The sequence below is a fragment of the Halorubrum hochsteinianum genome (assembly GCF_023702125.1).
GTDB classification, from domain to species: domain Archaea; phylum Halobacteriota; class Halobacteria; order Halobacteriales; family Haloferacaceae; genus Halorubrum; species Halorubrum hochsteinianum.
Genome location: NZ_CP098415.1, coordinates 301,365 through 315,324, shown reverse-complemented (window position 1 = coordinate 315,324; position 13,960 = coordinate 301,365). Strand labels below are relative to the sequence as shown.

12 protein-coding genes are annotated in these 13,960 nt (G+C 69.7%); 6 read left to right on the top strand and 6 right to left on the bottom strand.

The window, feature by feature from the left end:
• Positions 1 to 350 precede the first annotated feature (350 nt).
• Positions 351 to 863, bottom strand: a complete 513-nt coding sequence (locus tag NAF06_RS01580; RefSeq protein WP_251106173.1) for a metal-dependent hydrolase — start codon at positions 861 to 863, stop codon at positions 351 to 353.
• 132 nt (positions 864 to 995) lie between these two features.
• On the opposite strand from NAF06_RS01580, the gene NAF06_RS01575 reads away from it, so the two are divergent.
• Entirely contained in the window at positions 996 to 2,117 is a 1,122-nt protein-coding gene (locus NAF06_RS01575; protein WP_008581482.1) for a pyridoxal phosphate-dependent aminotransferase, read from the top strand.
• Positions 2,118 to 2,173: 56 nt separating this feature from the next.
• Here NAF06_RS01575 and NAF06_RS01570 read toward each other — a convergent pair whose 3' ends face one another.
• Positions 2,174 to 3,385, bottom strand: a complete 1,212-nt coding sequence (locus tag NAF06_RS01570; protein ID WP_008581480.1) for a carboxypeptidase-like regulatory domain-containing protein — start codon at positions 3,383 to 3,385, stop codon at positions 2,174 to 2,176.
• Between the two features lie 172 nt (positions 3,386 to 3,557).
• Here NAF06_RS01570 and ileS point away from each other — a divergent pair, with 172 nt between their 5' ends.
• Together ileS and NAF06_RS01560 are read left to right on the top strand one after the other, a co-directional pair.
• Complete coding sequence (ileS, locus tag NAF06_RS01565; RefSeq protein WP_008581478.1) at positions 3,558 to 6,710, top strand: isoleucine--tRNA ligase; 3,153 nt, start codon at positions 3,558 to 3,560, stop codon at positions 6,708 to 6,710.
• A 123-nt stretch (positions 6,711 to 6,833) separates the two neighbouring features.
• A complete protein-coding gene (locus NAF06_RS01560) occupies positions 6,834 to 7,307 on the top strand; it encodes a GNAT family N-acetyltransferase (RefSeq protein WP_008581476.1) in 474 nt (157 codons plus the stop codon).
• Between the two features lie 30 nt (positions 7,308 to 7,337).
• Here the strand turns inward: NAF06_RS01560 and lrpA1 are convergent, their stop codons facing one another.
• From lrpA1 to NAF06_RS01545, 3 genes are all read right to left on the bottom strand, one after another.
• Positions 7,338 to 7,766, bottom strand: a complete 429-nt coding sequence (gene lrpA1 / locus NAF06_RS01555; protein WP_008581473.1) for an HTH-type transcriptional regulator LrpA1 — start codon at positions 7,764 to 7,766, stop codon at positions 7,338 to 7,340.
• Between the two features lie 83 nt (positions 7,767 to 7,849).
• Positions 7,850 to 8,788 (bottom strand): thiamine pyrophosphate-dependent enzyme, encoded by a 939-nt coding sequence (locus tag NAF06_RS01550; RefSeq protein ID WP_008581470.1) that lies wholly within the window; start codon positions 8,786 to 8,788, stop codon positions 7,850 to 7,852.
• Between the two features lie 3 nt (positions 8,789 to 8,791).
• Positions 8,792 to 10,687 (bottom strand): 2-oxoacid:acceptor oxidoreductase subunit alpha, encoded by a 1,896-nt coding sequence (locus tag NAF06_RS01545; RefSeq protein WP_008581468.1) that lies wholly within the window; start codon positions 10,685 to 10,687, stop codon positions 8,792 to 8,794.
• Positions 10,688 to 10,860: 173 nt separating this feature from the next.
• On the opposite strand from NAF06_RS01545, the gene dph5 reads away from it, so the two are divergent.
• From dph5 to NAF06_RS01530, 3 genes are all read left to right on the top strand, one after another.
• Positions 10,861 to 11,658, top strand: a complete 798-nt coding sequence (gene dph5 / locus NAF06_RS01540; protein ID WP_008581466.1) for a diphthine synthase — start codon at positions 10,861 to 10,863, stop codon at positions 11,656 to 11,658.
• Between the two features lie 86 nt (positions 11,659 to 11,744).
• Positions 11,745 to 12,131, top strand: coding sequence for a CBS domain-containing protein (locus NAF06_RS01535; protein ID WP_008581463.1), 387 nt, complete (start codon positions 11,745 to 11,747; stop codon positions 12,129 to 12,131).
• Between the two features lie 91 nt (positions 12,132 to 12,222).
• Entirely contained in the window at positions 12,223 to 12,597 is a 375-nt protein-coding gene (locus NAF06_RS01530; RefSeq protein ID WP_008581460.1) for a CBS domain-containing protein, read from the top strand.
• A gap of 41 nt (positions 12,598 to 12,638) precedes the next feature.
• On the opposite strand, the gene NAF06_RS01525 is transcribed toward NAF06_RS01530, so the two are convergent.
• A complete protein-coding gene (locus NAF06_RS01525) occupies positions 12,639 to 13,883 on the bottom strand; it encodes an MgtC/SapB family protein (RefSeq protein WP_008581458.1) in 1,245 nt (414 codons plus the stop codon).
• Between the last annotated feature and the right edge of the window lie 77 nt (positions 13,884 to 13,960).

Below are 13,960 nucleotides of genomic sequence, written 5' to 3'. Positions count from 1 at the left end.
ATCGCACGCGCGAGGGAGTCGCTGGTCCCGGAGCGAAGCGGAGGGGCCAGCGACGAGGCTGGGGAGGTGTGAGGTGCGGTGCTGTGCCGGGCGGGACTCGAAGGGGCAGCCGGGAGGGCGGCGCAGGCGACGGTAGGACCGCAAGGAACGAGCGGAGCGAGTGACTGAGGACCCCCCCGAGCGTGCGCCGCCCTCCCGGCTGGGGCTTCGGCGGTCTCGGTCGTAGTGTTACTCGCGGCGAAAACGGGCGCGTGTCGCCGAGTGACTGGGACTTCGAAGTGACTCGTACCGCTCACTGATTCATAACTAACTACGCCGCCGTATCGTCGACCCCTTCCACCGACATCGACTTATAGGCCGAACCCGGCCGCGGCCTGCGAGGCGGTCTGTGCGGCCGCGGAGAGGTCGAGTTCGAGGTTGATGACGAACTCGTTGATCGCCCAGAGCGCGGCGATCTCGACGGCGGTGATGATCACGGTGACGAGGTCCGCGTACTTGCTGCTCGTCGTCACGCCGGTCGGCAGCGAGTACTCCTTGTCGGAGAGCGGGTGGAACAGCGCGATCCCCCGCCGGCTCCCGACCACGTCGAGGATGTAATGCGTCAACACGCCGATCCACACGTACTGGAGGTTGCCGAAGACGATCGGGTACGCCAAGAACACGGCCAGCACGGGGAGGCTGTGGAGCGTCTTCCGGTGGCGACCGAAGGCGGTGTCGACGTCGGGGAACAGCGCCCCCAACACGACGGGGACGGTTATCTCCGCGATCGCCCGGGCGGTCGCCGCGTCGACCCCCGGTTCGAGGACGAACCCGAGCCCCAAGGCGAGCAGCAGGCCGTTGAGGACGTGGCCGCGTTTGTTCATGCCCCGTCGGTTCGGCCGTCGGTAGGTCAATCCACCGGATCGCGGCGGCGTTCGTAGGCCGGGCCTACCGTCCCGAGAGCCCGCCCCTCTCCCGGTCGAAAGAGCCACGGCGACCGCGTCCGACCCGCCCGTATGGAGTACGAGGAGCCGAAGTTCTTCCACGTGATGCAGTACGCCGCGGCCGCCGACGGGGACGTCATCGACATGGTGAGCGGCAACCCGGACTGGGAGCCGCCCGCCGCGCTCCGCGAGGCGCTCCGCGAGTACGCGGACCTGCCGCCCGCCGACTTCCAGTACCCCCCGAGCGAGGGGCTCCGCGAACTGCGGGAAGTGATCGCCGAGCGCAACGGCGTCGACTCCGACCGCGTGGTCGTCACGAACGGCACCGGCGAGGCGAACTACCTCGCGATGGCGCGCGCGCTCGACCGCAACGCCGGCGACGAGGCGCTGCTCACCGACCCCGTCTACCCCTACTACCCGGGGAAGACGCACCTGCTCGGCGGCGAGCCGACGCTGGTCCCGACCGCCCGCGACGGGGGCCTCGACGTCGACGCGATGCGCGCCGCCGCGAGCGAGGACACCGCGCTGATCGTCCTCAACACCCCGAACAACCCGACCGGCGCGGTGTACGACCTCGACGCAATTCGCGAGGTCGTCTCGATCGCGGAGGCGGTCGACGCCCTCGTGGTCGTCGACGAGGTGTACGACCGGTTCGACCTGTCCGGCTCGTTCGAGTCGGCGCTGGCCATCGACTCCGACCGCGTGATCGTCACGAGCGGCTTCTCGAAGTCGATGGCGATCACGGGCTTCCGCGTCGGCTACGGGATCTTCCCGGAGGCGCACGTCGACGACGCGAAGACCCGCCACATGCTCGTGAACGTCGCCGGGGCGCGCCCCTCGCAGTACGCGGTCCACAACGCGCTCGTCGAGACGCCCCCGGAGTACTACGCGAAGTCCCGCGACCTGCTCGCGGACCGCGTCGACGCGTTCACGAGCGCGCTCGACGCGGCGGGCGCGGAGTACAGCCGGCCGGAGGGGGCGTTCTACGTGCTCGCGCGCTTCGACGGCTTCCCTGGCACGATGGCGAACGTCAAGCGGCTCGTCGACGAGGCGGGCGTCGCCGGGATGCCGGGCGAGGCGTTCGGCACCGCCCGCGACGAGTGGATCCGGTTCGCGCTGGTGACGCCGCGCGCGACCGAGGCCGCCGAGCGGCTCGCCGACTACTTCGCCGGCGGCGCTCCGGACCAGCGGTAAGGTCCCGCGACCCGCCCCAGATCCGCGACAGGCTCTCGCGACGCGCTCCAGACCGCTCAGCGCCCGCGAATCCGACTTGCCGCGCCGACCGCGAGGAGGGCGAGGACCGCGCTGACGGAGCCGAACCCGGGACTGCTCCCGTCGGTGGTTCCCGGGGCGTCGCCCCCGTCCGCGTCGGCCGCGGTGTCGACCCCCTCGACCGTCACCGGGTCGGACGCGACGGACCCGTCGCGGGCGACGATCGTCCGGTTCCCGGTCGACGGTATCGTCACGTCGACCTCGCCGCGGTCGTCGGTCTCGCCGACCGCCTCGCCGTCGACCTCGACGGTCGCGCCGGCGACCCGCTCGTCGTAGGCGTTCCGAACCGTCACGCGGGTCGTCTCGCCCACGAGGACCCGCTCGTTCGCCGGCGTGACGGAGAGGGTTGGGGTGCGCTGGGCCGTGGCGTTCACGCTCGCCGACGACTCCCGCACCCTGACGCGCTCGGTCGAGGCGTCGTACCCGTCCTTGACCACCTCGACCGCGTACACGGCGTTCACCGGGACGTTGAGCGTCGCCGTCCCCTCGCTCACGCTCACCTCGCCGTCGTACACGGACGAGGACACGCGGACCGCCCCCGTCTCGATCGGCGCGGGCGGGTCGAAGTGGTCGTCGAGGGCGCGCACGTCGAGCGTCGCGGTCCCCCGTTCGATCGCCACCGTCGCCTCGGTGTTCCGTTCGACCGTCACCTCCCGCTCCGCCGCGAAGTACCCCGGCTTCACGACGCGGACCTCGTACGCCCCCCGCTCGACGCGAGCCGTCTCGTAGGTGCCGTCGTCTCCCGTCTCGCCGCGGTCGACCGTCCGCCCGTCCTCGCGGACGGTCACCGTCGCGTCGCCCTGCGACCGGTTCCGGTCGTCGACGACGGTCACCGTGGCGGTCCCGCTCCGGGTGACGCCGAGCGCCACGGCCGTCTCGCTCGCGTCGGCGACCCGGAGCGGCCGGTTCCGGACGTACGCGTCGTCGTCGACGTCCAGCTCGACGTTCGCCCCCTCGGGGACGTCGAGCAGCACGTTCCCGTTGCTCGCCGTCGTGCCCGACGCGGTCCCCGTCTCGCCCGACTCGGTCTCCCACGCCGCCTCGACGGTCACCCCGCCGACCGTGTCGCCGTCCTGATCGGTCACCGAGACGGTGAGCGTCACCTGCTCTTGGCCGACCGCGCCGCCGGTCGCGGCGACCGCGATACACAGCACTGTCGCGCCGACGAGGACCGCACGTGGGGCGTTCATGCGAGGCCCCACGACCGGCGTCGGTATTGGTATGGGCCGATTACCCGGCCTCCCGGCGTCGATCCCGGCCCGCTTCGGGGCGTGCGGCTCCGTCGGGACCCCTCTCGTCCCCGCGGCAGAACCGTTCCCACGACTCCGCCGTATTCAAATACGCGCGCGCAGACCAACGCGTATGGAGCAGATCGACGACCAGTACGCGCCCGCGGACGTCGAGTCCGCGGTCGACGAGTACTGGGACGACCACGACGCCTACGAGGCGGCGAAGGAGGCGCACGCCGACGACCCGCCGTTCTTCTTCGTGGACGGCCCGCCGTACACCTCCGGGCAGATGCACCTCGGAACCGCCTGGAACAAGACGCTGAAAGACGCCGTCATCCGGTACAAGCGGATGACCGGTCACCGCGTCACCGACCGCCCCGGCTACGACATGCACGGGCTCCCCATCGAGGTGAAAGTCGAGGAGGAGCTCGGCTTCGAGAACAAGCGGGACATCGAGGAGTACGGGATGGAGGCGTTCATCGAGAAGTGTAAGGAGTTCGCCGTCAAGAACCGGGCGGCGATGGACGAGGACTTCAAGTCCATCGGCGCGTGGATGGACTGGGACGATCCCTACGAGACGATCGATCCCGAGTACATGGAGGCCGCCTGGTGGGCGTTCTCCGAGGTCGCCGACAACGGACTCGTCGAGCAGGGGAAGCGGTCAATCTCGCAGTGCCCGCGCTGCGAGACCGGCCTCGCCAACAACGAGGTCGAGTACGAGGACGTCGAGGACCCCTCCATCTACGTGAAGTTCCCGCTCGCCGACCGCGAGGGGAGCCTCGTCATCTGGACGACGACCCCGTGGACGATCCCCGCGAACACCTTCGTCGCCGTCGACGAGGAGCTGACCTACAACGCGGTCCGCGCCGAGCGGGACGGGGAGGCGGAGCTGCTGTACGTCGCCGCCGAGTGCGTCGAGGACGTGCTACAGGAGGGCCGCTACGAGAGCTACGAGGTCGAGGCGGAGCTGACCGGCGGCGACCTCGTCGGCTGGGCGTACGACCACCCGCTCGCCGACCGCGTCGCCGAGTACCCGGACTTCGAGGGCGCTGGGCAGGTGTACGCCGCCGACTACGTGGAGGCCGACCGCACCGGGCTGGTCCACTCCGCGCCGGGCCACGGGGAGGAGGACTTCCACCGCGGCACCGAGCTCGGCTTAGACATCCACTGCCCCGTCGGGCCGAACGGCGAGTTCACCGAGGCCGCCGGCGAGTACGCCGGCCAGTTCGTCCGCGACGCCAACGACGACATCATCGCGGACCTCGTCGCCGACGGCCACATGCTCGCGCACGGCACCGTCGACCACAGCTACGGCCACTGCTGGCGCTGTGACACCGGGATCATCCAGCTGGTCACCGACCAGTGGTTCATCTCGATCACGGACGTGAAAGACGACCTCCTCGACAACATGGAGGACTCGGAGTGGCACCCGGACTGGGCGCGGGACAACCGGTTCCGCGACTTCATCGAGGACGCCCCGGACTGGAACGTCTCCCGCCAGCGCTACTGGGGGATCCCGATCCCGATCTGGGTGCCCGAGGACGCGGCGTCCGGGCAGCTCGACGAGGACATGATCGTGATCGGCACCCGCGAGGAGCTCGCCGACCGCGTCGAGGAGGACGTCGACCCCGCGTCGATCGACCTCCACCGGCCCTCGGTCGACGACCTCACGATCGTCGAGGACGGCACCACCTACCGGCGGATCGACGACGTGTTCGACGTGTGGATCGACTCCTCGGTGGCGTCGTGGGCGACGCTCGGCTACCCGAGCGACGAGGCGGCCCACGACGAGCTGTGGCCCGCCGACCTCATAATCGAGGCGCACGACCAGACGCGCGGCTGGTTCTGGTCGCAGCTCGGGATGGGGACCGCCGCAGTCGGCGAGATCCCCTACGAGGAGGTGCTGATGCACGGCTTCGCCAACGACGAGGACGGGCGGAAGATGTCGAAGTCGGTCGGCAACATCGTCACGCCCGAGGAGGCGATCGACCGCGCCGGGCGCGACCCCCTCCGGACGTACCTGCTCAGCCACGACCAGCAGGGCGTCGACCTCGCGTTCGAGTGGGACGGGCTCGGCGAGATCCAGGGCAAGCTCAACATCCTCTGGAACGTGTTCCGGTTCCCGCTGGAGTACATGGAGCTCGACGGCTACGACCCGGCGGACGCGGACCTGGCGGACGGCGAGCTCGAACTCGTCGACGAGTGGGTGCTCTCGCGGCTCCAGTCGGTCGAGGCCGAGGTCGCCGAGGCCTGGGACGACTATCAGGTCAGCGACGCGGTCAACGCCGTCATCGAGTTCGTCACGCAGGACGTCTCGCGGTTCTACGTGAAGGCGGTCCGCGACCGCATGTGGGAGGAGGCGGACTCCGCCTCGAAGCGCGGCGCGTACGCGACGCTCGCGACCGTCCTCGACGAGGTGATCCGCATGCTCGCGCCGATCGCGCCGTACCTCTCCGAGCGGATGTACCAGCGGCTCGACGGCGAGGCGACGACGGTCCACGCGCTGTCGTACCCCGAGCCGGACGCCGCCCTGCGCGACCCCGACCTCGAACGCGACGTGGCGGTGTTCCGCGACGTCGAGGAGGCCGCCGCGAACGCGCGCCAGCAGGCCGGCCGCAAGCTCCGGTGGCCCGTGCCGCGCGTCGTCGTCGAGACCGGCGACGAGGCGATCGCGGCCGCCGTCGACCGCCTCTCCGACCTGATCGCCGACCGCGTCAACGCGCGCGAGGTGGTCGTCACCGACGCCTTCGACGAACTGGTCGAGACCGCAGAGCCGCAGATGGCCGCCATCGGGCCGGCGTTCGGCGGCGACGCGCAGAAGGTGATGGAGGCGGTTCGGGGCGCGACCCGCGCCGCCGTCGAGGGCGGCGAGGTCGCGGTCGACGGCGAGCCGGTCGACCTCGACGACGAGATGGTCGAGTACGTCGCCGAGCCGCCGGAGAACGTCTCCGGTGCCGACTTCGAGGGCGGCACCGTCTACGTCGACACCTCGCTCACCGACGACATCGAGTCCGAGGGGTACGCCCGCGACGTGATCCGCCGGATTCAGGAGATGCGCAAGGAGCTCGACCTGAACGTGGAGGCGCGGATCCGCGTCGGCGTCGCGGTCGACGACGACCGAGTCGCCGGGTTCGTCGACGACCACGCCGACCTGATCGCCGGGGAGGTGCGGGCCGACGCGTGGCTCGACGACCCGACCGACGCCGCGGCCGCCGAGGGCGGCCTCGTCGAGGAGTGGGAGGTCGAGGGCATCGCGGTCACCATCGGCGTCGAGCCGGTCGCGTAGGCCGGCCGTCGACGGTCGGCGGGCCGCTTCGAACGGTCGGTTCGCGCCCTTCCTCCCGACCGTTACTGTGCCAACTATTCGCACCCCGAAACCTATAGGTGCGTTCTTTACTCACGGTTGAACATGTATGTCCGGGCGGCCCGGCCCGACGACGCGGAAGCGCTGCGGACCGCGGTCTCGCGAGCGCGCGAGGAGACGGTGTTCGACGACATCGGCGCTCCCCTGCTCGACGTGTCCGCCGCCGGCGTCCGCGAGGCCGCTGCCGAGGCCGAGTGGTCGTTCCTGATGGAACACGACGAGGAGGGACCGGTCGGACTGGCGATCGCGCATCCGGACCCGGACGGGGTCGAGGCGGAGCTGCTGGCGCTGTGGGTCCACCCGAACCGCGCCGGCGAGGGGGTCGCCGACGAACTGCTCGCCCGCGTCGGCGACGCGCTCGCCAGCCACGGGGTCGACACGCTCCGCGCGACGGTCCCCTCGGATCGGCCCAGCGCCGAGGAGTTCTTCAGCGCGCACGGGTTCACGTACCGCGGGACGCGTCGGAGTCCGGCGGGCGACGAGTCGGTCGTCGTCACCGACCCGCAGACGCTCGCGTAGCGAGCGGAGAGCGGCGACGGGAAAATCGAGTTACTTCAGTCGCTCCTGAAGGAACGACGGGTGCGCCGCGGTCACGCCCTCGACGCCGAGCAGCTTCTCGGAGATGACGTCACCGAGCTCGTCGCCGTCGCCGGCGCGCACCTCGGCCATCAGCATGTGGTCCCCGGAGGAGGTGTACAGCGCCTGAACCTCGTCGAGCGACTTCAGTTCTCGGGTCGCCTCGACGTACTGGCCCGAGTCCACGTCCATCCCCACCATGGCGATCGACTGCGAAGAGAGCTTCTTCGGGTCCACCTCCGCCGAGTAGCCGACGATCACGCCTCGCTCTTCGAGGCGGTCGATGTACTTCCGCACCGTCGGCTTCGAGACGTCCGCTCGCTCGGCGATCTCCCCGCAGGACGCCTGCGCGTCCTCTTCTAACACGGAGAGGATCCGTTCCTCCGTCGATACCGTACTCATACTACTCCGTTTGTCACCAATGAAAAAATACCTTCCGAATCAGAAAACGAACGCACCGCGCCGTGAACGGCCGCGGCGGCCGGTCAGGCGTGTTTGTCGAGGAACATGTCGTGGGAGCGCTCCCACTCGTAGTCGTCGTCCCAGTAGCGCTCGGCGAGCGGCTCCTCGGGCATCTCGCCGATCGCGCGCTTCTCCTCGCCGTAGGAGGGGCGGTCCTCGTCGACGTAGAAGCGGCCGGTGAGGACCTCGCCCTCGTAGAGCGACTCCTCGGTCTCGCGCATCATCTCCGCGGCCTCGACGCGGTCCGTCTTGTCGAAGTTGTAGTCGTCGGACTCGTTGACGTCGATGTACGGGACGTACTGGCGCGCGTCCTTGTTCCAGGTCGGGCACTGGGTGAGGAAGTCGACGTGCGCGAACCCGTCGTGTTCGATCGCCTCGGTGATGATCTCCTTGGCCTGGTTCGGGTTGACAGCGGCCGTGCGGGCGACGTACGAGGCACCGGCGTTCAACGACATCGAGAGCGGCTTGATCGGCTCCTTGGCGCTGCCCGACGGCTGCGTCTTCGACTTGTGGCCCTTCGGGCTGGTCGGGGAGGTCTGGCCCTTCGTGAGCCCGAAGATCTCGTTGTTGAAGACGATGTACGCCATGTCGTGGTTCTCCCGGGCCGTGTGGATGAAGTGGTTCCCACCGATCCCGTAGCCGTCGCCGTCGCCGCCGGCGGCGATCACTTCGAGGTCGGGGTTCGCGAGCTTCGCGGCGCGGGCCACGGGCAGCGAGCGCCCGTGGATGGTGTGGAAGCCGTACGTGTCGAGGTAGCTGTTCAGCTTGCCCGAACAGCCGATTCCGGTGCAAAGCAGGGTCTCCTCGGGCGTGCGCCCGACCTCGGGGAGCGCCTGCTTGAGCGCCTTCAGGACGCTGAAGTCACCGCAGCCCGGACACCACGTCGGCTGCGGCTCCACGCCGGGGGTGTACTCGTCGCGGTCGATCTCTCGCTCCTCTCCGATCGCTGAAAACGTGCTCATTGGTTAGTCACCTGCGGCTGGGACGAACGTGGTCTGATGGCCGGACGCGTCGCCGTCGTCCTCGACGAGCGCGGCCTCGAACCCGTCGACGATCTCCGCCGGCTCGAACGGGTTCCCGTTGTACTTCAGCAGGCTCGACAGCTTCTCGCCGTAGCGGCCGAGGTTCTTCTGGACGAGCCCGCGGAACTGTCCCGAGGCGGTCATCTCGACGACCAGCACCTCGTCGACGCTCTCGATGAACTCGGCGACCTGCTCGGTCGGGAACGGGAGCATGTCGGAGACGCCGTACGACTTCACCGAGTGGCCGGCGTCGTTGAGGCGGCCGACCGCCTCCTCGACTGTCCCCTGCTGGCTGCCGAACGTGAGGATGCCGTACTCGGCCTCCTCGGGGCCGGCGTACGAGCCGGTGTCGACCTGATCGAGGTCGTCGCGGATCGCCGCCAGCTTCTCGGTCCGCCGGTCGATCTGCGCGACCCGGTTGTCCGGGGACTCGCTGATGTGCCCGGTCGGGTCGTGCTCGTTGCCGGTCGCGAGGAAGCGACCGCCCTTCTGTCCGGGGATCGAGCGCGGCGAGACGCCGTCGTCGACGTCGTGCTGGAAGCGGTGGAACTTCCCGTCGGCCGAGTGCGGCTCGTCGGCGAGCGCGTCCTCCGAGAGCGTCTTCCCGAGCGTCGGGTTCGGCTCGCGGTCGAAGTGGCTCTTCGGGACGTTCGTCAGCTCCCCGCCGAGCTTCTGGTCGTACAGGAGGATCGACGGGATCTGGTACTCGTAGGCGAGCCGGAAGGCGAGCCGCGACTGCTCGTACGCCTCCTCGACGGTCCCCGGGGCTAAGACGACGCGCTGGGAGTCGCCCTGCGAGGTGTAGAGGACGTGTTCGAGGTCGGACTGCTCCGGCTTCGTCGGCATCCCGGTCGACGGGCCGGCGCGCATGGCCTCGACTAAGACGACGGGCGTCTCCGTCATCTCCGCGAGCCCGAGCGGCTCGGACATCAGCGCGAACCCGCCGCCGGAGGAGCCGGACATGGCCTTCACCCCGGCGTGAGAGGCCCCGACCGCGAGCGCGGCCGCGGCGATCTCGTCTTCCACCTGCTCGGAGATTCCGCCGAGCTTCGGCAGGTTCTTCGTCATGATGGTGAACACCTCGGTCCACGGCGTCATCGGGTAGCCGGAGATGAACCGGCAGCCCTCGTCGATGGCACCGTAGGAGATGGCGTCCGACCCGGACATGAGCAGCTGTTCCTCGTCGTGTTCGCCGGTCGGGACGGACACGTCCGGCGCGTCCACGTCGTACTCCTCGCGGACCTGGTCGTACGCGATCTGGAGGATCTCGAGGTTCGGTTCGAGGATCTTCTCCGGCATCGCGTCGCGCATGAGGTCCTGGACGTGATCGAGTTCCATCCCCGTGATCGCGCAGGTCGCGCCGACGCCGGCGGTGTTGCGCATGACCTCGCGGCCCTGGTCGCGGGCGAGCCCGCGGAGGTCGAGGGGATAGACGTGCCAGTCGTTCTCCTCGGCGCGCTCCTCGAAGTTCGGAATCTCGGAGGCGTCCAGCAGCCCCTCGTCGTACACGATGACGCCGCCCTCGCGGAGCTCGTCTAAGTTCTCCGAGAGCGGTTTGATCTCCTCGTTCCCGTAGACGGCCTCCTCCTGCGGGTTGCGGGCGAACGAGTCGCCCAGCGCGAGCAGGAAATTATAGCCGTCGCCGCGGGAGTTGACCGGGTCCTCCGACGCGCGGACCTCGGTGTACGTGTGACCGCCGCGGATCCGCGACGGGTAGTGCCGATGCGTGAAGACGTTGAGCCCCGATCGCATCAAGGCCTTCGCGAAGTTCTGGCTGGTCGAAGCGATCCCGTCACCGGATCCCCCCGATATCCGCCAGATGAGTTCGTCGTCAGTCATAGTGGTGTGTGAGCCCGTACGGGCCTCGTGAGGTGACGTTACGTTGGTTCCCTCTTAGGGCTTGCTATGGAATCACAAGGAACAATGATGAAGGTCTATTAGGATGACACTCATCCCCACGGAATCGGCCGGGCTTCCGCGCCCTTTTACTTCGACGCACGCCGAGCGCGGGCATGCTCACGTTCATCGGACTCGGCCTCTACGACGAGCGGTCGATCACCGTCGGGGGCCGGGAGGCGCTCCGGGAGAGCGACCGGGCCTTCGCGGAGTTTTACACTAGCCGACTGGTCGGTGCCGACGTCGCCGACCTGGAGGCGCACCACGGCGTCGACATCGAGGTCCGCGACCGGGCGGGCGTCGAACGGGACCCGGAACCGATCCTCGACGCGGCCGAGTCCGAGGACGTCGCGTTCCTCACCGCGGGCGACACGATGATCTCGACCACCCACACCGACCTCCGGCTCCGCGCCGAGGAGCGCGGGATCGACACGCGGGTGGTCCACGGCGTGACCGCGCAGTCGGCGGCGTCGAGCCTGACGGGGCTCCAGAACTACCGGTTCGGCAAGGCGACGACGCTCCCGTTCCCGTACGCCCACGGCGGCGACGACGTGCCCGCGAGCGTGATCGAGACGATCGAGGCGAACCGCGAGCGCGGGCTCCACACCGTCGTCTACCTCGACATCAAGGTCGGGACGGGCCCGACCGGAGCGGACCCCGACCACGAGGAGTACATGACCGCGGACGTCGCCGCCGGCATGCTCGCCGAGGCGTGGGAGGACGCGCCGGGGGTCGTCGTCGCCCGCGCCGGGTCGCCCGACGCGGTCGTCGCGGCCGACCGGCTGAGCGCGCTCGCCGACCGCGAGTTCGGCGACCCGCTCCACCTGCTCGTGATCCCCGGCGACCTCCACCACGTCGAGGCGGACGCCCTCGTCGGCCTCGCCGGCGCGCCGGAGTCGCTCGTCGAGGAATAGGTTCCCTTTCGGCCCTCATCGCCGCTTCCGAGCGGGCTCCGGTCCGACCGGACGCTTGAATACTGTGGGCAGCGTTACCACGAGTCATGAACGACGTTCCCGTCGAGCGGCTTATGTCGACCGACCTCACGACCATCGAATGCGGGGCGGCCGCGGCCGAGGCGGCGAATCGGATGCGCGAGACCGGCGTGAGTTCGATCCTCGTCGTCGAGCCGGACGGCGCGCTGGCGGGGCTGATCACCGCGACGGACTTCGTCGCGCTCGTCCGCGACAACGACCCGAAGGACCGGACGCCGGTCGAGGCGTTCATGACGACCGACGTCGTCACCGTGGGCCGCGGGGACACCGTCGCGGAGCTGGCGGAGCCGACCGCCCACGGCTACACGCACCTCCCGGTGACCGACGACGACGGGAGGCCGGTCGGAATGGTGTCGACGACGGACCTCACGGCGTACCTCTCGCGGGCCGGGTGACGGTCCGGGCGCGCTTCGGACGAGATTCGGACGCGTCGTCCGAGTTGTGCGTTCCGGAAGAGTAATGCGACACGGTAACGCATAGCCCGCCATGGATCTCGACGACAGAACGCGCGTCGCGGACGTCATGTCCGCGCCGCTGGAGACGATCGGAGCGGACGCGCCCCTTCGGGAGGCCGCCCGACGCATGCGCGACCAGGAGATCAGCGCGCTCGTCGTCACGACCGGCGGCGGCTGTATCGTCACGCAGAGCGACGTCGTCGCGGCGGTGGCCGACGAGCGCGACCTCGCGGCGACGACGGTCCGCGACGTGATGACCGAGGACGTGGAGACGGTGACGCCGGACCTCATGATGCAGGAGGTCGCCGCGATGATGACGATGTACGGCGTCAAACACCTCCCGGTCGTCGACGACGACTACGTCGGGATGGTCTCCTCGACGGACATCGCCGAACACCTCTCCTGAGGCGGGTTTCACTGCCGACTCCGCCCCGCTTCGGCGACCACTCAGAACAGCAGCAGCGGCACCCCGGCGACCACGCCCACGGCGATCAACAGGAGGTTCCAGAGGAACACTGGGCGGACCAGCTCCCGCGCGATGCTCGCCGCGAACGCGGTCTTGATCAGGATGCTGGCCGCGGTGCCGGCGACCACGCCCGCGACCGCGGTGTCGACGCCGATCTGTCCGGTCCCGAGCAGCGAGACAGCCGTCGTCGTCGAGGTTCCCGAGGAGACCAGCCCGGCGAGGAAAGAGGTGGCGACGAACCCGCCCGCCCCGAACGTCTCCTCGGCGACCGCGGAGACGAGCAGCACGGCGAGGAAGAGGCCGCCGAACGTCAGGGCGTTGCGCAGGCTGAACGGGGAGGTCAGCTCCGCCTCCATCGTCGTCTGCCAGTCGCTGCGCCACACCGCGACCCCGATTCCCGCGACGGTGATCGCGCCCAGCGGGGCCCCGACCACGAGCGCCGCCTCCGGGACGAAGGCGGCCACCACCGCGGCGTTTCGGAACGCCATGGCCGCGTTCGCGAGGAGGATCGACCCGACCGCGATCTCGCCGAGGTCGGCCCGTCCCTTCGCGCGCTTCGCCATCTCGGCGACGACGGCCGTCGAGTTCACGAGCCCGCCGAAGAAGCCGGTGACCGCGTAGCCGCGCCCCTGATACCGCTTCACCAGCACGTAGTTGACGAACCCGATGGCGCTGACCGCGACGACGAGCGACCAGACCAGCCGCGGCTGGACCGCGTTCCACGGGTCGATCGTCTCGGCCGGCAACAGCGGGAAGACGACGAACGCGAGGATGGTGAACTCCACGGCGCTGCGCACCTCCTCGCGGGAGAGCCCCCACGCGAACTCGTGGAGCTCCCGCTTCAACACTAACAGTAGCGACGACAGCACCGCCACCGTCACCGACTCGATGAACAGCCCCTGCGCGACGAGGACGCCGACCCCGTAGGCGACGAGCATCGACGCCGAGGTCGTCAGCGAGAGCCCGTCGACCGTCTCCTCGACGAAGCTCCGGACCGCCAACAGCACCGCGCTGGCGACGACCGACACGCCGCCGACGACGAGCAGTCCCGGCTCGTCGAGCACCGAGAACACCGCCGCCGCGAGGCTGATGAGCGCGAACGTCCGGATCCCAGCCGACTTCTGCGACCACTCGCGCTCCAGCCCGAGGAACATCCCGAGCGCGGTCGCCAACACGAGTTTGGCGACGTTCGTCTCCAGGTAGACGAACGGGTCGACCCCCTCCATCACCCCCGACCACCCCGCCGCCGCGTCCCCGGACCGAACCGCGCCGCTCCGACCCGCCCTCTTGCGATCATGGCCGC

Excerpts from the sequence above, each read along its gene's own strand:
- NAF06_RS01580 (WP_251106173.1), bottom strand. The coding sequence starts at position 863 with ATGAACAAACGCGGCCACGTCCTCAACGGCCTGCTGCTCGCCTTGGGG.
- NAF06_RS01575 (WP_008581482.1), top strand. The coding sequence starts at position 996 with ATGGAGTACGAGGAGCCGAAGTTCTTCCACGTGATGCAGTACGCCGCG.
- NAF06_RS01570 (WP_008581480.1), bottom strand. The coding sequence starts at position 3,385 with ATGAACGCCCCACGTGCGGTCCTCGTCGGCGCGACAGTGCTGTGTATC.
- ileS (WP_008581478.1), top strand. The coding sequence starts at position 3,558 with ATGGAGCAGATCGACGACCAGTACGCGCCCGCGGACGTCGAGTCCGCG.
- NAF06_RS01560 (WP_008581476.1), top strand. The coding sequence starts at position 6,834 with ATGTATGTCCGGGCGGCCCGGCCCGACGACGCGGAAGCGCTGCGGACC.
- lrpA1 (WP_008581473.1), bottom strand. The coding sequence starts at position 7,766 with ATGAGTACGGTATCGACGGAGGAACGGATCCTCTCCGTGTTAGAAGAG.
- NAF06_RS01550 (WP_008581470.1), bottom strand. The coding sequence starts at position 8,788 with ATGAGCACGTTTTCAGCGATCGGAGAGGAGCGAGAGATCGACCGCGAC.
- NAF06_RS01545 (WP_008581468.1), bottom strand. The coding sequence starts at position 10,687 with ATGACTGACGACGAACTCATCTGGCGGATATCGGGGGGATCCGGTGAC.
- dph5 (WP_008581466.1), top strand. The coding sequence starts at position 10,861 with ATGCTCACGTTCATCGGACTCGGCCTCTACGACGAGCGGTCGATCACC.
- NAF06_RS01535 (WP_008581463.1), top strand. The coding sequence starts at position 11,745 with ATGAACGACGTTCCCGTCGAGCGGCTTATGTCGACCGACCTCACGACC.
- NAF06_RS01530 (WP_008581460.1), top strand. The coding sequence starts at position 12,223 with ATGGATCTCGACGACAGAACGCGCGTCGCGGACGTCATGTCCGCGCCG.
- NAF06_RS01525 (WP_008581458.1), bottom strand. The coding sequence starts at position 13,883 with ATGGAGGGGGTCGACCCGTTCGTCTACCTGGAGACGAACGTCGCCAAA.